Here is an 18,121-nt window from a genome sequence, read left to right as displayed (position 1 = left end):
GCTTTCCGTATTTCTAATTCAGAAGCAAAAGAATTCACTATTTACTCCACCAAGCTTTTACTATATTTTGAGTAGCTTTTCCATTTCGTATATCCTAATTTCCCATAGAAATCTACTAATCCGGTCCAATCAATAACAATATCATTGATTCCTCGAGATCTTAGTGTAGATATTCCAGCCTCGACAATCGCAATACCATATCCCTTTTTCCTTTCAGCTGAATCTACTCCTAAAGGGCCAATTCCACCTAATTGTCCATTTAGTAAAGGAGACCAATATACATTTTGAGCGATAAATGGAGATTCGGAATCATTCACTCGGCAGAATCCTATAATTCTATTATTTTTCTTTAATACGACAAATTCCCGTCCTTTACCGCCTTTCTTAAAGTAGTGAATCGCTTCGTATTCCCATCTTCCAGGAAAACAGCGATGAAGAAAGGATAATAATTCCTCTTTTTCTGATTCCTTAAGCAACATAAATTCCACATCTTCTACAGAGGGGGCTTCAAACGGTAACTGTTGGCTGTAATGAGCAATTAAATCATGGTCACTGCCAGTATTTATGTATCCTCTTTTTTCAACCCATTGGTTTATAGTTTTATATTCACCAGGAATTCCAGGAAAATAGTGCCATGGGTCTCTTCCAATCAATACCTTTTTAACACCTTCTTCAGCTAATGCTGTTTCCGCTTTTTCTAACAATGCAGTCCCTATCCCTTTATTTCTGTAGTTCGAATCAATTAAAAGGCATTGAATCCAGCCAATCTCTTGGCTCATGTCAACTTTTAGACCATTTTCATTCCACTTTTTTGCAACAACTAGTCCAATCACCTGATTATCATTATTTAAAGCAATGGCTGAACCAGATAAACAAACATTTTTATCATCAAAACTATTTTGCTTAAGCAGTTCCTCCCTCATCGGGTATTGATTCCCAATCTCTTTATTCCAAAAACTAACTAATTCTTCTAATCTGTTTACTTGCCAATCTGCGATAATCATTAATCACTCACCTCTTAATGAACAAAATATAATAACATTAACAAAATTATATTTTTGTTTTTATATTTCATTGCCGATAAAAAAATAATCGCTAATCACTTGTTAACGCTTCCATTTTGTTAAATTCTATTATAATCGATAATTATGATTTTTCAATATTTTTATAAAAGTTTTAAAATATAATTTTATTGATGAAATAAAAAGGCTCTTTACGAAAGTAGCCAAAAATAAAACGCCTTATCAAAAAGGCGTTCGTATTGTTAGTAAATTAAATTGATAAGCTCTTCTGTTCTATTGAAATGTTACTAAGGAAAAGACGATAGTAAATTATATCGTCTCTCAATTTTTCCCGTTAACTAATTCATTAATTGCTTCTCGTAAATATCCGTTACTGTTCACTAAAGCATTTGTCACCTTTTCTCCCTTTTCACCAGTTATTAAAGAAAGGATAGCAGGTTTAACTGAACCGAATTCTTTTAATGCTTCTTCCGCTTGTTCAATGCTAACACTTGCTGCTTCTGCTACAATATGCTTGGATCTTTCCCTTAGTTTAAGATTAGTAGGCTTAACATCGACCATTAAATTACTATAAACTTTTCCCATCCGAATCATCGTTGTTGTAGTTAAAGTATTTAATATTAACTTTTGAGCAGTCCCTGCCTTCATTCTTGTAGATCCAGTTACCACTTCTGGCCCTACTTCTGCGACCATTGTAATGTCTGCTACCTCTTCCATTAATGATTTTGGTGTACATACTACAGCTGCAACTGTTGCACCCTTGTCCTTTGCAGCCTTCATTGCAGCTATTGTATATGGAGTTCTTCCACTCGCAGCAATTCCAACGATTGTATCATTTGGCCCAGGGTTATGGCTCAGCAAATCTTGTTTACCTAATTCTTCATTATCCTCAGCACCTTCTAATGCGAATTGAAGTGCTTTTTCACCACCTGCTATAATAGCGGATACTTGATCAGAGGATGTACTATAAGTTGGAGGGCATTCAGAGGCATCTAAGATTCCTAATCTCCCGCTTGTCCCGGCTCCTATATATATTAATCTTCCACCTTTTTTCATTCCTTCAACGATTTTATCAACTACTAATGCAATGGTCGGAAGAATATTTTCAATAACGAAAGCTACCTTCTTATCTTCCGTATTAATGGCTCTCACAATTTCTACACTTGATTGTTGATCTATGTTAAATGTATCAGGATTTCTTTTTTCTGTAAGTATACTTTGAAGATTCAAAGTTGTCCCCTTCCTTTATATATAAAATTCGGATCACCGTTAGGAGGCAAGGTAATCGATCCAAGGATTACTTGTTCTTTTGATCCTGTTGCTCTTGGTACATTTGAATATTGCTGATGGATAGTCTCATTTGCCAAAATGGAGAAAGCAATTGCCTCTTTAGCATCAGATGAATACCCTATATCCTCCTGTATATAGATAGCTATATTAGGCATCAGTTCCTTAAGCAGGCGGATTAAGGTACGATTATAGCTTCCTCCTCCACCAACAATCATTTCATCAATTGGAACGTTAGGAAAAACAAATTTTTTATATGCGTCTGCAATTGAATACGCAGTAAAATATGTCACCGTTGCTATTAAGTCCTGATTAGATAAAGCAGGATATTCTTTAAGTACTTTTTCAGTGAAATGTGTACCAAATAATTCTCGACCTGTTGATTTAGGTGGGGATACATGAAAATATTTTTGTTGCATCCAAAGATCAACTATATGTTTATGCACTTTACCTTTTGACGCCCATTCTCCATTAGGGTCGTAAGGCAAACCTATTCTTTTTCTGCAAACCTCATCAATAATCATATTTCCTGGACCTGTGTCAAATGCATATAAATGATTTAACGTACCACCTTTAGGTAAAACCGTTACATTGCCTATCCCGCCAATATTCTGTAGTGCTCTACCTTTCGTATCGCTTTGATAAATTAAATAATCTGTGTAAGGAACTAGCGGTGCCCCTTCTCCGCCGGCTGCCATATCCATCGCTCGAAAATTAGAAACTACAGTTACACCTGTCTCATAGGCGATAATAGCTGGCTCTCCTATTTGTAAAGTTGATTTAACATAATCTCCATATGCAGTTGGAAGATGATAGACCGTTTGACCGTGCGAACCAATTGCATCGATACGAGTCAACGGAACATTTGCCTCTGCACATACCTTTTTCACAGCTTCAGCAAAAAGCCTTCCAAGCTTAAAGTTCATACTTGTTAAAAAAGCTACATTTGATATTTGTATATCCATACATTGTAAAATATCTTTCTTTAATTCTGCAGAAAAAGGCAAGGTGATAAAGTGTATGAGTTCGACCTTTGTCCTTATACCGAAATCATTTATTTTAACAAGCGCTGCATCTATGCCATCTAGAGAGGTTCCAGACATTAAACCAACAACAAGTTTCTCCAACTTATTCACCTCCAAGAAATAGAGTTACAAAGGCTTATACAATTTCGCAGCTGCATAGGCTCCAGTCGCAGGTAAATTATTTGATTCTAAAAAATTGATTGATTCCACGTACTTATTTAATTCACTCTTGAAAGCTTCTTGAACATACTTATTTTTTTCCAATAAGCTTCCTTTACACCCTACGGATAATGGGGAAGTTAATTTTAAATTCTTTATTAGCCTTAACGTTTGGTTAGCTAAATCAATCCCTGCTCGTTCAAAAATATCCTTCGCTTCTTTATTTCCTTCCTCCGCTTGAAGAAAAACAATATAGGAAAGAGAAGCAATTTCCCCCTTAGTTGCACGGTAAATGAAGCCTTTCAGTTGTTCAGCATCATGAATATTTAATTCTTTAAAAAACGCTAAGGACAACGGAGAATAATGATCCCCAAACTCCTTTTCCTTGATCATTTGCTTGCAGGCCTGTATGGCAACATCGTAAGAACTTCCTTCATCACCAAGTAAATGCCCCCAGCCACCTGCATACTTTTCGGCATCCTCATTTCTCCCATATGAGATCGATCCTGTTCCCGCAATCGTTAAAACACCATCTCCTAATTCAAATATGGAGTGATAGGCGAGAACCGCATCATTTATAAGAATAATAGGGATATTGACTGCTTGTTTCAGAGATTGGTGGATTCTTTCACGATTATTTCCAGCCTCTATTCCGGCAACACCAACAACTACTAGATGGCATTGGGATCCAAATGGACTTGATAAACATATTGAAAGAACCTCAGAAATATTTGCTATTGCACCTTCAAAATCAATATTAGGATTACCATATCCTGCATCTGCTTCAAATAATATTTCTTTATTATCTGTCAAGATGAGTCCTTTTGTTTTTGTACCACCTGCATCGATCCCAATAATATAGCTCATACGCGCACCTCCTATTTCCCCGTTTGGAATGCAAACTTACCCCAAGGCTTTAAATAGTCTAGAAGGAATATTTCCTCTTCACGAATTCGTCCGACTACATTTGTTTTTCCTGAGTTTTTCATATCCTTTAAGACAATTTGGAGCTCTCCTGCATATTGACCGTATAAATCATTCTCGATGACGATATCGCCTTTTTTCATATTTTCAGTATGGTGCGGTTTAAATTCTTCACCACGATATTTCACCCTGCTCTGTGTTGATCGAATCATGTAGTCTGAGACATCTCCACGGTAAAAATGAGGTTCTTCAAGAACAATCGTTTTTTCCAAATCAGAAACACCCTCATGAAGCGTTACATTAAATGTTAATTTTTCTTTATTTATTTGCGACAAGCTTATTAATTCTTGCTCAGAAGCATAAGCATTTCCAATAATCACATCATCAATAAGACCAGTAGCAAGAAGATGCTTTGCTTGAACATCAATAGGAAGATCACGATGCATCTCTAATGTTGGGAGTCCTTCAACAATTGGCCATGGCCCGAATTGGGCATCATGAGACGAAACAAACGCCGCTGTTCGAATCCCAAGCTCTTTAAATTTTTTACTGCATTCAATAAAGAAAGGATACGAAAGTCCAGAATAACGATGTGGATAGAAATTATGACAGCCTAGAAGCTGCTTTTGATTCGGTTGATATGACATAATATTGTCAATATATCTCGTCGCATTACTCATATTTAACTCAATTTTTAATTGATGTGGGTTATAAGTCATCATCGCTTCTTCATTTCCGGTAAAGCCCATATCCAATCTAATTCCTGAAACTTCTAAATTAGCAAAGAAGGATAGATCATTGTAGGAAATTTGCAGTTCCTTAAATACTCGCGGACTAATATCAGCAATAACTTCCATTCCACACTGATTCGCATGTTCGATTGTTTTTTTGAAATTAGAGATTACTGCATCTTTATCGCCGTCAACAGATAGTAAGCAGGTAAAAATACGCATAAATCCATAACTGCTTGCTAAAGAAATATATTCCATATCCTTTTCCAGCTTGGAATGGTTTGGGTAAATAGAAATACCTAATTTATTTTCCACTGCTACTCACTCTCCCTATTTGTTTTCTAAATCATGAATTCGTTTAATCATTTTTATCATTTGTTCAATTAATGAGATTTCGCTAATAGCCGTCATTAAATGATCCTGACAATGAATCATTAATAAAGATTTTTCAATACTCTCCCCGTTAATTTCAGCTTGGATCAGTTTTGTTTGAGTATTATGAGCCAAATTTAACTCTTCGTGTGCTTGTTTAATCATTTCTTCTGCTTTTATAAAATTGCTTTTATGTGCTTCTTCTAATCCTTCATAAACTAGACTTTTAGCATTCCCACCGTGTGCAATAATAGCAAAAATTGATTCTTCCACATTTAAAGTTGTCATTTTACAAACTCCTCGAATTTGAAATAATATTTTAAAAATGTTAAAAAATAAATGAAATTTAACTTCACAACTACTTGTATTTATCTTATAATGAAACTGCTTACAATTCAATGTTTTTTTCGGAGGTGGTCAAACGATAATAGATTAATAGAATTTCGCTTTTTTTATAGCAAAATTCATTAAACCTCAATCTTTATATTTTTAGTTTATAATTTTATTTGTCTTTCAAAAACTCAAATAAATGATATAGGAGGAAATAATATGAAAGTATTATTTGTATGTTCTGGTGGTATGTCTAGTGCAATTGTAGTTAACGCACTTAAGAAGGAAGCTGAAAAAGAAGGAATTGAAATGGAAGTTCAAGCAATCGGTACTGGGGAAGTAGCACAAGAAATTAAAAACGGCTGGGACATTTGTATGGTTGCCCCTCAAATTCGTCACCGGTTTGATAGTGTGAAAAAAGAAGCTGATGCTGTTGGAATTCCTTGTGAGGCAATTCCACCACAAGGATATTCACCACTTGGCGGACCTATTGTTTTAAAAAAGCTTAAAGAAGTTATGAACATAAAATAACCATCTAAGATAAGGGGGAAATTTCATGGGAAATTTCGTTAGTTGGCTAGATAAGTCCTTATCGGGACCAATGGCTAAGTTATCTGAGCAACGACATTTGCAAGCAATTCGTGACGGAGTAATTTCCGCATTACCTTTCATCATTGTAGGATCTTTTTTCTTAATTGTGGCCATGCCACCACTTCCGGAAAAATGGGCATATACACAATGGGCTGCTGAACATGCTGGTGAGATTCTTATTCCATATCGCTTAACGATGTTTATTATGTCACTTTATATATCGTTCGGTATTGGTTTCAATCTAGCAAAAAGCTATAATATTGATCCACTGTCTGGAGCACAAATTGCTACAGCTGCTTTTCTTCTAACGCTCGTTCCGCAAGTTGTTGATGGACTAGGATTTGTTCTGCCTATGGCAAACATGGGAGGACAGGGTTTGTTTGTTGCAATGGTTACATCCATTGTGGCTGTTGAAATTCTAAGGTTTTGTAAACAAAAAAATATAACGATTAAAATGCCTCCACAAGTACCTCCATCCGTATCACGGTCTTTTGAGGCATTAATACCTGTAGCCATTGTTATTCTTTTTATTTCACTATTTACTGTATTATTAGGTATTGATTTACACAGTGTAGTTAGTAAAGCCGTTGCTCCACTAGTAAAGGCTGGAGATAGTCCATTTGGAGTTATCCTCCCTGTATTTTTAATTACTTTTTTCTGGTCATTCGGTATACACGGGGTTTCAATCGTAGGAACGATAGCACGTCCCCTTTGGGAAGTTTATATCGGTAAAAACTCGGAGGCAGCCGCTGCTGGTGAAGTCATTCCACATATTGCACCTGAAACTTTTTATCAATGGTTCATTTGGATTGGAGGATCAGGAGCAACTTTAGGACTAGTATTAGCGATGGTATTTTTCTCACGTTCGAAATATTCCAAAGCACTTGGAAGAACTTCTATTATTCCATCCATCTTTAATATTAATGAACCGGTTATCTTTGGTGCACCAATTGTATTGAATCCAATTTTGATTATTCCATTTATTATTACACCTTTAGTAACAGGAACATTATCTTACATTGCAACAACTACAGGCTTAGTTAGCCCAACTTATATTATGCCACCTTGGACATTGCCTGCTCCTATAGGTGCATACCTTGCCACTGGTGGTGACTGGAGAGCCATTGTACTAGTCTTAATAAATATAGCTATTTCTTTTTCTATCTATTTTCCATTCTTTAAAATGTATGATAATAAACAAAAGAAACTAGAAGAAACCGACAATGGAAGTATTGCTAGCTAAATCTTTTGGTGGGAATCAAATCGATTCCCACTTTCTTGTAATATGAACTTTTAAAGATTGGCTTCATTTACTATTTTAATAAGGAGGCCTTTTTTCATGAATTCGAGCTTTGAATTTAAAAGAATCTCTGCTAAAAGCATTATGTTTTTTTTAATATTTGTTTCATTAGTAAATTTTTTACTTGCTCAGCCTTTAATATTACTTGGATTTTCAAAAGAACTAGCCTTTTTTATCAGTACTAGTATTTCCGGTACAATCGGTTTAACTATTGTTTTAACAGTAATAGAAAAAAAAATAAAAAATCGAAAAAAGATTTTAAATAGATTATTACTCTCTTTTGTAATATGTACCGCATTTAGCTACTATTTAATCTATTTACTAAAACTATTTTCGTAAAGATAAAAGCTACTTTATAGAAAAGATAGAATTACAGTTTGGTTTCGAGGCATCTCTCCTTTTTATTTACGTTAGATTAAAAAACAAAGGATGAAAAAAGAACCTTCACAAAGCCTATTTAATAGAATTGGAGGATTTCAAAATGTCAAATCAAGGAATAAAAATTGCAACGATTGGAGGAGGCTCAAGCTACACTCCTGAATTAGTGGAAGGATTTATTAAGAGATATGATGAACTCCCGATTAAAGAGCTCTGGCTTGTTGATATTGAAGAAGGCCAAGAGAAATTAAATATTGTTGGAAATCTTGCTAGACGTATGGTCGAAAAAGCTGGAGTTCCTATGGAAATCCATTTAACATTGGATCGCAAAGCAGCATTAAAGGATGCAGATTTTGTTACTACTCAAATGAGAGTTGGACTGTTGGATGCCCGAATGAAGGATGAAAGAATCCCACTGCAGCATGGAATCATCGGTCAGGAAACCAATGGTGCAGGCGGGTTATTCAAAGGTCTACGTACGATCCCAGTATTATTAGAAATTGCGGAAGAGATGCAGGAGCTTTGTCCTCATGCATGGCTAATAAACTTTACAAATCCAGCTGGAATGGTAACCGAGGCATTGCTACGCTATGGAGCGCATGATAAAGTCATCGGAGTATGCAACCTTCCAGTTAATATGCGGATGACAATAGCCAAACTATTAAATGTAGAGACTGAACGAGTTTATATTGAATTCGCAGGATTAAATCATCTTCTTTACGGTATTGATGTCTATCTTGATGGTAAATCTGTTCTGGACGAGGTACTAACCATTATGGGAGACCCCGAAAAACAAATTTCTATGCAAAATATCGCACCGCTTCCATGGGATCCTTCGTTCCTTCAATCATTAAGACTAATCCCTTGTCCATACCACCGCTATTATTATAAAACAAAGGAAATTTTAGAAGAGGAGCTCGTTTCGTTTAAAAAAAGTTCAACTCGTGCAGAAGTTGTTAAAAGACTTGAAGGAGAATTATTCGAACTATATAAAGATCCTAATCTTAACATTAAACCTCCGCAACTTGAAAAAAGAGGTGGGGCCTACTACAGTGATGCTGCATGTAATTTAATTGCATCCATCTACAATGACAAACGTGATATTCAAACACTGAACGTTAAAAATAATGGTGCTATTTCTGATCTTCCAAATGAATCTGCTGTAGAAATCAATTGTATCGTTACAAAAAATGGCCCCATTCCTTTAGCTGTTGGAGAGTTACCGACTTCAGTGAACGGTTTAGTTCAACAAATTAAATCATTTGAACGAGTAGCTGCAGAAGCTGCTGTTACTCGTTCCTATGATAAGGCACTTTTGGCAATGACAATAAACCCACTTGTTCCAAGTGACAAACTAGCAAAAGTCGTCCTGGATGAACTATTAGAAGCACATAAAGAATACCTGCCTCTGTTCTTAAAAAAATAACATAAAAAGGAGTATCTTCTTAGTATATGGAAGATGCTCCTTTTCAAATGAAATCATTTATTAACTATTTAACTTTAATTACACACCCCTGTATCCTCTTCACCGCAATCTCCAACCTCTCCCTCGGACAGGCAATATTCATGCGCAAAAAGGCTTGTCCACTATCCCCAAACTTATAACCTTCATCAAATTTGATTTTTGCTTCCTTTAAAAAGTATTGAAATAATTGTTCTCCGGACATTCCTAGTTTGCTGCAGTCTAGCCAAATGAGATGGGTAGCTTCAGGCTGGATCGGGATGATTTCAGGAATATGGGTTTGGAAATAGTCCAGAACATATTGTAGGTTATCTTCTAGATAGACAAGCAATTCCTCAAGCCAATATTCACTCGATTCATAAGCAGCAATCGTTCCTTCAACACCAAAGGCATTTGGTCTCATTAATCCATATTGAAAAAGCTTTTGCTGATACTTCTCTCGCAGCTCTTTGTTTGGAATCATAATAATGGAAGTTTGTAACCCCGCTACATTAAATGTTTTACTTGGTGCTGCACATAATATGGCTCGATTTTTTATTTCAGGATGAACGCTGAACAATGGATAATGACGATTTCCCTTGTAAACAAGATCTCCGTGCATTTCATCAGAAATGATCCACACATCATGCTTTAAACAGATTTCAGCTACTCTTGATAATTCATCTTCTGTCCAAACCCTTCCAACAGGATTATGCGGACTGCACAGAATCATCACTTTTGCTTTCGGATCACTCGCTTTTTTCTCTAAATCGGAAAAATCCATCTCATATGTACCATTTTTATAAATTAATGAATTTTGAACAATGTTACATTGATGATTATCGATAGTACTATAAAAAGGGTAATAAACTGGCTCTTGAACGATTACATGATCTCCAGGTTTTGTTAGCAGCTGAAGCAAAAGATTAATACCAGGAATAATCCCAGGACTGAAGGAAATCCATTCTTTATCGATATCCATATCGAATCTTCTTTTCCACCATCCAATAATCGAACGATAATAACGGTCACAAAAAGTCGTATATCCATATATACCGTGCTCAGCTTTTTTCTTCATTGCCTCCAAGATTTCCGGTGCCACTTGAAAGTCCATATCTGCGATACACATCGGAATTATTTCATCTGGTGCAGCCGACCATTTTACTGAATGAGTATGTGTTCGTTCTATACAGTCATTCCAATTCATCCATGAGTCCTCCTATAATTAAGAATCTTAATTATTACTTTAATATAATTTGGAGAATTTAAACACCTCTTTTATGAACAATCAAAAAAGGGCCTTCACTAAGGAAAGTCCTAAATTAATGGAGCAAGATTATTTTCTAATCGAATGATTTCTTCATTAATCTCTTCATATATTCTGTCTATAATGGAAAAATCCATAGCCTTTATATAATATTTTTCTAATTCATCATGTAAAGATTTAGCTTTTGCTAAACAAACGGTTCCTTCTTTCATTTTATCTTTATACCGTTTATGAACTTCATTTATTTCAATTGCGTATTTTTCATCGGTACCCGGAGTAACAGCTGCTAAATAAAGATCGATAATTTCATCTCCATCTCTATCAGGAAAATATTCATGTGGATCTGTACTATCGAAAATGGCAAAGCTTAATTCTCTTACTACGATCATATCAATACTATTTGGATCGAAACCACAATGATAGATCTCGGTATCAAAGCCTCTTTCATCTGCAGCTGCTGCTAATTTTTTCAGTAATGTGGACTTTCCTGTTCCTGCACGGCCTTTTAGAAAATACCGCTTTTTTAACCCTTCCGTTATATTCGGTATATAATCAACTGCTCCTTGTGGCGTAGCCGCACCTAGAAAACGGTGGCGGACATCTGCCGCTTTAGAAAGTCTATTATCTTCAAATAATTGTTGGATTAATTCCTTTGTAAGATGATTTGCCTTTGCAAAGTTCATTTCTTTAAAATATATTTCCTCTAATTCATCATGCTCTTGAAGACCCTTTGCAAACGTAACATAGGCTAACTGAAAAGCATTTTTTATTTCAGTATGAAGTGCGACGATGTTTTCTTTCTCTCGTATTAGTTTTTTACTATCCCAGGCTAAACCTAAATTAACATATTCTTCGATAGCACCCGGTGCAGTTGGTTCAATAATATGTGGAGCGGTTCCATCTACCATACCAAATTTTAATTTTGGAATCATCACTCCATCAATCGAATCATTATCGGACGAGCAATGAATGATTTCCAAATCATATCCTTTCGTACCCCACTCATCTGCAAGTCTTTTCATCAAACTTGATTTTCCGGTTCCGGGTCCACCTTTAAGGATAAAAAGACGGTCTAACCCCTTTACATTTGATTCAAATAAACTGTAAAATCCCCTGCCAGTATTTCCTCCTGCATAATAATTCAATACTTTTCCTGCCAAGTAAAACACTCCTTTTACAGTGGGTTTTTATCTATGGATCTTTTCGTAAACTTTTAACCGAAAACAGCCCCCTCATTTTATCTACACATTAGCCTATGCATCTCATCGAAATAGGTTCACAAATGTTATTAATAGAAAAGAGCCTTAATAAAAAATACAATCAAGGGAAAACTTTACATATTCAGTGAAGCTAGTTCATTAGATACAGCCATCTTTCTACCATAATTTTATAAAGGGGTTAATGAATAAATGACTTTTAAACATAAATTCGTACGGATGATTGTCTTATCAATACTGGTTATTGGTTTGTCATTTCAATTCCTGCACCATACTAGTTCAAATAAAAACTCATTTTCAAAAAAGGATGCCATTCCAACCATTTTTGTACATGGATACAAAGGAAATCTTCATTCTTTTAATAATATGTTAAACCGATTTGAAAATGATTATTACTGGGGAAGAAAAACAATGATCTGCAGGGTTAGTCGTAATGGGCAAATTCTAGTGCCTGGCGGGATTCCAGCTAATCAAAAGCATCCTTTTGTCCAAGTGATTTTTGAAAATAATCGTGCCAGAATTCAAGATACAACCAACCAGCTAAAAGAAGTAATGAAGATATTGAAAAATAAATACCATATAAATAATATGTATGCTGTTGGTCATTCCATGGGAGGACTGGTACTAACAAATTACCTTGAACAAACATATAGTCAAAAGAACTATCCCGAAGTAAAAAAACTGATCACGATCGGAAGCCCATTTAAAGGAATCGAAAAGAAATCTTATTTTACTAATCCTCGTAATACCGGCCCTGCTTTAAAGGATTTTAAACCAAACTCGACTGCATTAAAAACGTTATTTGATCGTAAAAAGGAATTCAATCCTAACATTAGTGTCTTAGCAATAGCAGGAGTTACATTAAACCCTAAAGTAGGGGATGGGGTTGTGTCACAGTCAAGCGCTCTTGCCATTAAAGAAATAGTGCCCTCCAAACAATTCCAAGAACGGATTGTTAAAGATAAAAATACCACTCATAGTGGATTGCATGAGCATCAAACCGTTGATCGCTACATTGGTGAATTTTTGTGGGGGATTGAAAAGTAAGAGATAGGGGCTGTCTGACACTTTGCTTTTCAGACTGCCCCAAAAAATTTATTAATTCTCTTCATCTAATTTTTCTAATTGATCATTTAAAACTTTTAGCTCTTTCTCAATTTCGTCTAGTTGTTTTTCTAATGGGGATAAATTTCCCTTTACGAACTCAAGCTTTTCTAAGTCATGCTGAAGACGTATATAATCCGCCTTTAAATCTTGGATTTTATATTCAATTTCATTTCGATTCATGAAAAAACACCTCTGACTTTTCTATTGGCTTTATGAATGGTTTATTGTTGATAAAATTACTTGTGGTGCATGAAGCAGCCATATTTACTATTACCGTACCATAATTTATTCATAAGTTGTTAACCATTTATTTTATGAATATTTTCCCATGCGTAGGCAACTTCTAATATACCGCTATCTCCAAGCGGCTGTTCAGCAATTAGTGATCCACCCAGCTTTTCATAAAATTTTCGTGCATTTTGATTATCTTTCAACACCCACACTAATAAGGACTGAAAATTCCTTTCTTTAAGGAATTCTATGACTTGATTGAATAATAATTTACCTACTCCATTTTTTTGGTACTCCTTTAGCATATAAATCGTATAAAGCTCACTGTCAATTCCATATTTTTTTGTTCTCTCTATCCCGCATTCTGCAAACGCAAATACTTCATCCCCATCCGTTTCTGCTAGTAAGCACTGATAATCGGAATTGGGATTATCTAATCGAGGTCGCCAGTTTTCTAGTACTCTTTCATATGTACGATTCTTAAACGTTTCATCTGAAAAAATCCCTTTGTATGTAGTTAGCCAGCTCTCATAATGGACTTTCGCTAGTCCTTCAATATCCTGGATTGTTCCAACTCTTATTCTCATAGTTTCATTTCCACTCCTTTGTTAGTATGTTATAATAGAAATATATGTTATGCGCTTTCATGGATGAGTTTTGTTATTAACATGATTCTACCATTTAATGGGCAATTTTTTTATTTCCAATATCATAGGAAGGTGAAAAACCAGCATGGATCAACGTACTGTTTCATCCATAATGGAAGTTATACAAGATATAGTACCTAAGGATACTTCTATTGCAGTAACAAATAATAAAAAATATATATACTATCAACCTAGTAAACAAATAGATTTAAAGATAAAACCCGGTGATCAAATTAAAGAAGGTACAGCAACCTATAAAGCCTTAACAATCCAGCGGAAAATTGCTGATTATATTGATAAAAATGTATTAGGAACTTCTTATTTTGGCATGTCCGTTCCGATATTAAACGAAGGAAACGTAAGCGGTTGCGTAACCGCTATCCTTCCAAGGAAACCACTGGCATTCCCCACTTCATTCCTTACGGTGAAATCAAATGATCGTTGGCTGCCAGTACCATTTAAAGAAATTATGTATTTAGAAGCCCAGAGCAGAAAAACGAATGTTCATACTGAATCATTGATTGGCACACATAAATTCAATTTAACAGAACTTGAGTTTTATTTACCAAATGATTTATTTTTAAGATGCCATCGTTCTTACATTATTAATATTAATTTTATTGCTGAAATTCATCCAGATTCACATTCAACCTTTTTATTAATCATGAAAGATGGCACTAAAATCCCTGTAAGTCAGACCTATGCCAGCCAGTTTCGAAGAATACTTTGTTTTTAGCAACTTGCAAATTATGCAAGTTGCTTTTTTTATCTTAAGAGTAATCGCACGCTTGGTGTCTTTGAAGTACATGCTTGGCTTTTTTACGTATGATGTACCTTATTCTCCATCGTTTTTCGTTCTTTCAAAATTGCTTGGTCACCTTTCATTTCCCAAGCTATCGTACCACCATTACAAAACTCTCTCCTTTACGTATTTATTTTTCTGCTTAATACACCATTAAAGCCTTTTCATCCCAAAACCAGTGAATTACCATTCATTTATTGATAGAATATTTGAAAAGAAACAAGGGGTGATAAAAATATGGAAATTAATACTTCAAAATATATTAGAGACCCTCGTTTAACGGATCGAATTGTAACTGCTAAAGAAGCAGCTTCATGGATAAAAGATGGTATGACATTAGGCTTAAGCGGATTTACAAGAGCGGGAGATGCGAAAGCGATACCTATTGCACTTGTAGAACGAGCAAAATATGAACAATTAAAGGTTAATGTTTTCACAGGAGCCTCTTTAGGATCTGATATAGATAAATTAATGGCAGAAGCCGGTATGGTTCATAAAAGAATGCCATTTCAAGTAGATAAAACGATGCGAAAAAATATCAACCAAGGCGAAGTGTTATTTGTTGATCAGCATCTATCTCATATGGCAGAGTCTATTCGGGCAGATGTTTTAAACCCTGTTGATTTTGCAATCGTGGAAGCGATTTCAATTACTGAAGATGGCATGATTATCCCAACAACCTCTGTCGGCAACTCTTCTATTTTCGTAGAAAAGGCAAAACAGGTTATTGTTGAAATTAACACGGCTCAGCCTCAAGGATTAGAAGGGCTTCATGATGTTTACGAAGCTGGTAAACAAGGGGAACGCGACCCTATTCTATTAAAAAAAGTTGATGATCGAATTGGCAGTTTAGGTATTCCAGTTGAAAGTGATAAAATCGCTGGAATTGTATTCACTCATCAATTGGACTCAGCGTCTTTAATTGTTCCGCCAGATGAAGAAACACAAATCATGGCAAAACACTTAATTAGCTTTTTAAGAACAGAAGTGGAAGCTGGGAGATTAACCAATCAGCTAGCACCTTTACAATCTGGAATTGGATCAGTAGCAAATGCTGTGCTCCATGGACTGCTAGAATCAGAGTTTACTGACTTAGAAGTATATTCAGAGGTATTACAGGATGCTGTCTTTGAATTAATTGATGCTGGCAAGGTACGCTTTGCTTCTTGCTGTTCGATTACATTATCCGATGAGAAAATGAAGCAAGTTTTCACAGAACTTGATAAATACAGGGAACGACTTGTTCTTCGTCCACAGGAGATTTCAAACCATCCAGAAATTATCCGGCGCTTAGGTTTAATTTCGATAAATACTGCTTTAGAAGTTGATATATATGGTAATGTGAACTCTACACATGTTCGCGGCACACATATGATGAACGGCATCGGAGGCTCAGGTGACTTTGCTCGAAATGCACGTTTAGCCATTTTTGTAACGAAATCTATCGCAAAAAATGGTGACATCTCTAGCATTGTTCCTTTCGTCTCACATGTTGACCACACAGAACACGATGTAGATGTCATTGTGACCGAACAAGGATATGCAGATTTACGCGGACTAGCACCCATTGAACGTGTTCCGCTTATTATCGAAAATTGTGTGCACCCATCCTATCGAGCTCAGCTTCGTGAATACTTTGAAGAAGCAAAGCTAAGAGGTGGACAAACACCACATATACTTGAAAAAGCTTTTTCTTGGCATATCAATTATGAAAAAAATGGAACGATGCGTCAGCTAGTAGAACAAATCTAATCCCTTTTCACAAAAATATAAAACAAATTTCTATCCAAATAAAAAGCCGCCCCTTTTCTATGTGGAAATAGGACGGCTTTCTTATTTTTCTTTCTCTACTATGCTTCAATTGCTTTAGGCTGTTGATATACTTCTTTATCTAATTCTCCAGTTATTTTACCTGTCAACACTCCTGCTGTCATACTGCCGCTGACGTTAAGTGCAGTACGTCCCATATCAATTAAAGGCTCAACTGAGATCAGTAGACCAACAATAGCTATCGGAAGGTTCATCACAGATAAAACGATTAGTGCTGCAAAGGTAGCGCCACCGCCGACGCCTGCGACACCAAAGGAGCTAATAGCTACTACAAGAATTAGTGTAATAATAAATGACGGGTCCGTTGGATTAATACCTGCAGATGGGGCAACCATAACCGCCAGCATCGCTGGGTAAATGCCCGCACAACCGTTTTGCCCGATGGATAGACCAAAGGAAGCTGCAAAATTGGCAATCCCATCGGATACACCATAATCTTTTGTTTGAGTCTTTATATTTAATGGCAATGTCCCTGCACTTGAGCGTGAAGTAAAAGCAAACGTTAACGTAGGTAAAGCTTTTTTCACATACTTTAATGGACTAAGTTTTGCTAACGATATTAATACTAAGTGAACGATAAACATAATTATTAATGCGACATAAGAGGCAATAACGAATTTACCTAACTTTGCAATAGCTGCATAATCACTAGTAGCCATTACCTTTGTAATTAATGCAAGCACTCCATATGGGGTCAATCGAAGGATAAGTGTAACAATCCTCATTGTAATCATATAGAGAGTGTCAATTATTTTAGCAAAAAATTCTCCATGCTCAGGATCTTTACGCCTTACACCTAGGTAGGCCATCCCCACAAATGCTGCAAATATAACTACGGCAATTGTAGAAGTTGGACGAGCCCCTGTTAAATCCTGAAATGGGTTACTTGGAAATAGCTCAAGGATTTGCTGTGGAATGGTCATATCCTTCACACCCGTTACTTTTTCCTGTAATAACGCATTTCGCGCCGCTTCTGCTTCCCCTTGGTTTAATTTAATCCCATCTAGGTTAAAGCTTAATGCAGAACCGATACCAATCGCTGCTGCAACAGCAGTGGTTCCTAACAAAATTCCAATCACTAAAAAACTAATTTTCCCTAGATTTTTAGTCAACTTTAATTTTGTAAAAGCTCCAACGATTGAAATAAATACAAGTGGCATAACAACCATTTGTAATAGTTTTACATATCCATTGCCCAAAATATTGAACCAATCTATCGTATTAATCGTTACTTCGGACGTTGTTCCGTAAATAAGATGAATGAAAAAACCAAAGACAATACCGAGTCCTAAACCAGCAAATACACGCTTTGAAAATGATACATGCTTTTTCTGCATAATGAAAAGACCGATACTCAAAAGTAGTAATACAACAATATTTATAATAATCAGCAAAGTATTCACTTTAATCCTCCTTTATTCAAGTAAAAAATGAATGCAAGCAAAACTATATTATAATTA

18 protein-coding genes are annotated in these 18,121 nt (G+C 35.7%); 7 read left to right on the top strand and 11 right to left on the bottom strand.

What is annotated here, in order from left to right; all coding sequences use genetic code 11:
* Positions 1-41: 41 nt before the first annotated feature.
* The 6 genes from ACQKP0_RS10125 to ACQKP0_RS10100 all read right to left on the bottom strand — a co-directional run bounded on the left by ACQKP0_RS10125 (position 42) and on the right by ACQKP0_RS10100 (position 5,808).
* Entirely contained in the window at positions 42-1,004 is a 963-nt protein-coding gene (locus tag ACQKP0_RS10125; RefSeq protein ID WP_427405714.1) for a GNAT family N-acetyltransferase, read from the bottom strand.
* 339 nt (positions 1,005-1,343) lie between these two features.
* Positions 1,344-2,252, bottom strand: a complete 909-nt coding sequence (gene murQ / locus ACQKP0_RS10120; RefSeq protein ID WP_427405713.1) for an N-acetylmuramic acid 6-phosphate etherase — start codon at positions 2,250-2,252, stop codon at positions 1,344-1,346.
* Entirely contained in the window at positions 2,249-3,436 is a 1,188-nt protein-coding gene (gene anmK, locus ACQKP0_RS10115) for an anhydro-N-acetylmuramic acid kinase AnmK (protein ID WP_427405712.1), read from the bottom strand. The genes murQ and anmK overlap by 4 nt, the downstream gene beginning before the upstream one ends.
* A 24-nt stretch (positions 3,437-3,460) precedes the next feature.
* Positions 3,461-4,360 (bottom strand): BadF/BadG/BcrA/BcrD ATPase family protein, encoded by a 900-nt coding sequence (locus ACQKP0_RS10110; protein ID WP_427405711.1) that lies wholly within the window; start codon positions 4,358-4,360, stop codon positions 3,461-3,463.
* 11 nt (positions 4,361-4,371) lie between these two features.
* Entirely contained in the window at positions 4,372-5,463 is a 1,092-nt protein-coding gene (locus ACQKP0_RS10105) for a DUF871 domain-containing protein (RefSeq protein ID WP_427405710.1), read from the bottom strand.
* A 15-nt stretch (positions 5,464-5,478) separates the two neighbouring features.
* The gene (locus ACQKP0_RS10100) at positions 5,479-5,808 is read right to left on the bottom strand and encodes a PTS lactose/cellobiose transporter subunit IIA (RefSeq protein WP_427405709.1); all 330 of its coding nucleotides are present in this window, start codon (positions 5,806-5,808) and stop codon (positions 5,479-5,481) included.
* Between the two features lie 261 nt (positions 5,809-6,069).
* Between ACQKP0_RS10100 and ACQKP0_RS10095 the strand changes: the two genes are divergently transcribed.
* From ACQKP0_RS10095 to ACQKP0_RS10080, 4 genes are all read left to right on the top strand, one after another.
* Complete coding sequence (locus ACQKP0_RS10095; RefSeq protein ID WP_427405708.1) at positions 6,070-6,381, top strand: PTS sugar transporter subunit IIB; 312 nt, start codon at positions 6,070-6,072, stop codon at positions 6,379-6,381.
* A gap of 25 nt (positions 6,382-6,406) precedes the next feature.
* On the top strand, positions 6,407-7,684 hold the full coding sequence (locus tag ACQKP0_RS10090; RefSeq protein ID WP_427405707.1) for a PTS sugar transporter subunit IIC: 1,278 nt from the start codon (positions 6,407-6,409) through the stop codon (positions 7,682-7,684).
* A 96-nt stretch (positions 7,685-7,780) separates the two neighbouring features.
* The gene (locus ACQKP0_RS10085; RefSeq protein ID WP_427405706.1) at positions 7,781-8,080 is read left to right on the top strand and encodes a hypothetical protein; all 300 of its coding nucleotides are present in this window, start codon (positions 7,781-7,783) and stop codon (positions 8,078-8,080) included.
* A gap of 142 nt (positions 8,081-8,222) precedes the next feature.
* Positions 8,223-9,545 (top strand): 6-phospho-beta-glucosidase, encoded by a 1,323-nt coding sequence (locus tag ACQKP0_RS10080; protein ID WP_427405705.1) that lies wholly within the window; start codon positions 8,223-8,225, stop codon positions 9,543-9,545.
* A gap of 64 nt (positions 9,546-9,609) precedes the next feature.
* Here the strand turns inward: ACQKP0_RS10080 and ACQKP0_RS10075 are convergent, their stop codons facing one another.
* Together ACQKP0_RS10075 and ACQKP0_RS10070 are read right to left on the bottom strand one after the other, a co-directional pair.
* Positions 9,610-10,767: a MalY/PatB family protein gene (locus ACQKP0_RS10075; RefSeq protein WP_427405704.1), complete on the bottom strand. Its 1,158-nt coding sequence runs from the start codon at positions 10,765-10,767 to the stop codon at positions 9,610-9,612.
* Between the two features lie 110 nt (positions 10,768-10,877).
* Positions 10,878-11,987, bottom strand: coding sequence for a PRK06851 family protein (locus tag ACQKP0_RS10070; protein WP_427405703.1), 1,110 nt, complete (start codon positions 11,985-11,987; stop codon positions 10,878-10,880).
* A 249-nt stretch (positions 11,988-12,236) separates the two neighbouring features.
* Here ACQKP0_RS10070 and ACQKP0_RS10065 point away from each other — a divergent pair, with 249 nt between their 5' ends.
* Positions 12,237-13,091 (top strand): alpha/beta hydrolase, encoded by an 855-nt coding sequence (locus tag ACQKP0_RS10065; protein ID WP_427405702.1) that lies wholly within the window; start codon positions 12,237-12,239, stop codon positions 13,089-13,091.
* Between the two features lie 51 nt (positions 13,092-13,142).
* Here ACQKP0_RS10065 and ACQKP0_RS10060 read toward each other — a convergent pair whose 3' ends face one another.
* Entirely contained in the window at positions 13,143-13,331 is a 189-nt protein-coding gene (locus tag ACQKP0_RS10060; RefSeq protein ID WP_427405701.1) for an SE1832 family protein, read from the bottom strand.
* Positions 13,332-13,450: 119 nt separating this feature from the next.
* Positions 13,451-13,969 (bottom strand): N-acetyltransferase family protein, encoded by a 519-nt coding sequence (locus ACQKP0_RS10055; protein WP_427405700.1) that lies wholly within the window; start codon positions 13,967-13,969, stop codon positions 13,451-13,453.
* Positions 13,970-14,114: 145 nt separating this feature from the next.
* On the opposite strand from ACQKP0_RS10055, the gene ACQKP0_RS10050 reads away from it, so the two are divergent.
* Positions 14,115-14,765 (top strand): LytTR family DNA-binding domain-containing protein, encoded by a 651-nt coding sequence (locus tag ACQKP0_RS10050; protein WP_427405699.1) that lies wholly within the window; start codon positions 14,115-14,117, stop codon positions 14,763-14,765.
* Between the two features lie 303 nt (positions 14,766-15,068).
* On the top strand, positions 15,069-16,583 hold the full coding sequence (locus ACQKP0_RS10045; protein WP_427405698.1) for an acetyl-CoA hydrolase/transferase family protein: 1,515 nt from the start codon (positions 15,069-15,071) through the stop codon (positions 16,581-16,583).
* Positions 16,584-16,681: 98 nt separating this feature from the next.
* On the opposite strand, the gene ACQKP0_RS10040 is transcribed toward ACQKP0_RS10045, so the two are convergent.
* Complete coding sequence (locus ACQKP0_RS10040; RefSeq protein WP_427405697.1) at positions 16,682-18,064, bottom strand: L-cystine transporter; 1,383 nt, start codon at positions 18,062-18,064, stop codon at positions 16,682-16,684.
* Positions 18,065-18,121: the final 57 nt, after the last annotated feature.

The organism is Heyndrickxia sp. NPDC080065 (assembly GCF_050281185.1).
Classification (GTDB): Bacteria; Bacillota; Bacilli; order Bacillales; family Bacillaceae_C; genus Heyndrickxia.
This window is presented reverse-complemented; position numbering and strand designations above follow the sequence as displayed.